Source organism: Halanaerobacter jeridensis, assembly GCF_016908315.1.
Taxonomy (GTDB): domain Bacteria; phylum Bacillota; class Halanaerobiia; order Halobacteroidales; family Halobacteroidaceae; genus Halanaerobacter; species Halanaerobacter jeridensis.
This window is the reverse complement of sequence record NZ_JAFBDQ010000039.1, coordinates 1-2272: the sequence shown is the minus strand read 5'-3', so window position 1 is coordinate 2272 and position 2272 is coordinate 1. Positions and strand designations below refer to the sequence as shown.

Sequence of the window (2272 nt, the reverse complement as noted above, 5' to 3'; positions counted from 1 at the left end):
GCTTAAGAGCCTATGGCACTCTATTCATCTTGCTTGCTAGTTTCCTTCTTCTTATTTTAATTATAACAAAGTCTTAAGGAAGTGTGGCACTCACAAACGAAAGGGTGAGCAAACAGAGAACACAAACGTCAGCCTAAGTTAGAGCACCAGCCTCGACCCTACATAAGACATGCGGCATTTAGTTATGGTTTTAATATTGGTAAAAATGCGGTATAATATTAATAAAATAAATTATAAATAGTGAAGGAAAATGGAATATAGCAGAAGATATTTTAGATTCAAAAGTAGATTTTGTTTTTAAGAAGCTGGAGAGAGCGGTAACTATAAATATTGTGGATTTTATTTAGAAGATAATAATAGATATCATAATGCATATGTCCTTAAGGAAAAAAAGAAAAAATAATTGAATAACGGACACGATTTTTTTAATACTGAATTCCATAAAATAAAAGTAAAATGTAGAATTGAGATATTGAGAAGTAACATTAAAAACCGAATTTTTTGCTCAAAAAAAAACAGAGGAAAAGGAGTGATATTATTAAGAAATTAGTTATATTTAGTATAGTTATACTTTTGGTTTTTAGCTTAGGTTGCGAAAAAGAAAAACAGCAAGACAAAACTTATACTATAGCTGGAAGAGTTTTAGATAATAAGAATAATCCAATCCCTTCTGTTACTATTAGTTTTCAAAAATTTGGGACAGCAACTACAGGACAGGAAGGATACTATAATAAACATGGATTGGAAGGTGAAGTTGAAATAACCCCTACTAAAGAAGATTGGAAATTTGAACCTAAGAGTAAAACTGTTAATTCGGGTAGTGATAAAGTCCATTTTACTGGAACTGAAATACAACAACCTGCTGAAATAAAATATTTAGACTGTGAATTTAATGCTTATGCTAGTACTTCAACCATTATGGGTAATACTTATTACCATACTGAATATAATTTTAAAATAATATTTAAAAATATTGGAGATTTAAAAGGCGAAAGTGAAATTAAATTGTATGGAGATGGAAATAAAATCAAAGCTAAAACTATTACTGTAAAATCAGGGGAACATACTTATAATTTTGAGAAAGGATACTCAGCAAAAACTTACAGTAAAAATAAGTTTGATAAACTAACATTAAAATTTAGTAATGTAGTTAACAAAAAAGAAATAATATATGAAGATATAACTTTTACTCTACCACCTAATTAAAAGGAGTGATACTGTGAAAAAATTATTTTTAATGCTATTGAGTTTGCTTTTGATTTTTGGTTTGACAGGTTGCTTTGATACTAAAGACCCAATGCCAGCTACTGTGTGTGGTGATGTTCAAGTTGAATCTTATGGTACTAAACTATCTATGAGTTCGGTTACAGTTAAGGTGTATAATGATGAAAATACTTATTACCCAGAAGTTAAATTTGAAGATGAGGAACAAACCAAAGCTGCTTATGAAGGTAAAGTGGATAAAAAGGGAACTTATGATGTAAAAGTAACAGTTACGCCTGCTTATAGTACCTCTAGTTATTACAATGTTTCTGAAAATGCTTTTGTAATTGAAGATGGTAGTTATTACTTTGAAGATTTTTATTTAGAACTTAATATATAGGAGTGATTACATTAAAACTTTTATATTATATACTAAGATAAACAGATAAAAAAACAAGTTAGAGAAGTGTTGAGTCATGATGAAGAAACAAGAGAAATTTATGAAAGTAGGCAGAAAGCAATACATGATTAGATTACTAATCTATAGAAAACTGCTAAAAAAGGAAAAAAAGAAGAAAAAAGAGAAAATGAAAGTAACAAAAAAAATGTTAGAAGAATGCGAGAGTATTGAAAAATAAAAAAATGCACAGATTCAAGTGCAGAAGAGATAAATGATTTAGCATAAAATTGAAAAGTCCTCTGATAGTAATATTTGGAAGATATTTTTTTATCTTATAATGGTAATAAAATGTTATAAAGATGAAATATAGCATTGCTCGACATGCCGCACGTCTTATAACATGCGATTAGCGACATCTAGGTGCGGAGGATAGGGCAGGGTTAAGCACTGACTTATGAAATTTAGGAGTATGGCAGAATATAGGAGCAACAATGAGACGTCGCTAATCCCAGGGACGTTAGCCGAAATACCTCTTTGAATATATTCATATCCGAAAGAACATATTCATTAAACTATTAAATGAATATGTTTATGGCAAAATGAATATGTTTATGATATAATAAACATGGTCATAATAAGATCAAATGAATATATTTATAGAGGAGTGAA

3 protein-coding genes are annotated in these 2272 nt (G+C 29.2%); all 3 read left to right on the top strand.

What is annotated here, in order from left to right; all coding sequences use genetic code 11:
• Window positions 1–573: 573 nt before the first annotated feature.
• The 3 genes from JOC47_RS15205 (at window position 574) to JOC47_RS15195 (ending at window position 1841) form a co-directional block, all read left to right on the top strand.
• On the top strand, window positions 574–1206 hold the full coding sequence (locus tag JOC47_RS15205; RefSeq protein ID WP_204703285.1) for a carboxypeptidase-like regulatory domain-containing protein: 633 nt from the start codon (window positions 574–576) through the stop codon (window positions 1204–1206).
• 13 nt (window positions 1207–1219) lie between these two features.
• Window positions 1220–1603 (top strand): hypothetical protein, encoded by a 384-nt coding sequence (locus tag JOC47_RS15200; RefSeq protein ID WP_204703283.1) that lies wholly within the window; start codon window positions 1220–1222, stop codon window positions 1601–1603.
• A 76-nt stretch (window positions 1604–1679) separates the two neighbouring features.
• Entirely contained in the window at window positions 1680–1841 is a 162-nt protein-coding gene (locus JOC47_RS15195; protein ID WP_204703281.1) for a hypothetical protein, read from the top strand.
• The last annotated feature ends 431 nt before the right edge of the window (window positions 1842–2272 follow it).

Coding starts and splice junctions, on each gene's coding strand:
- JOC47_RS15195 (WP_204703281.1), top strand. CDS start 1,680: ATGATGAAGAAACAAGAGAAATTTATGAAAGTAGGCAGAAAGCAATAC.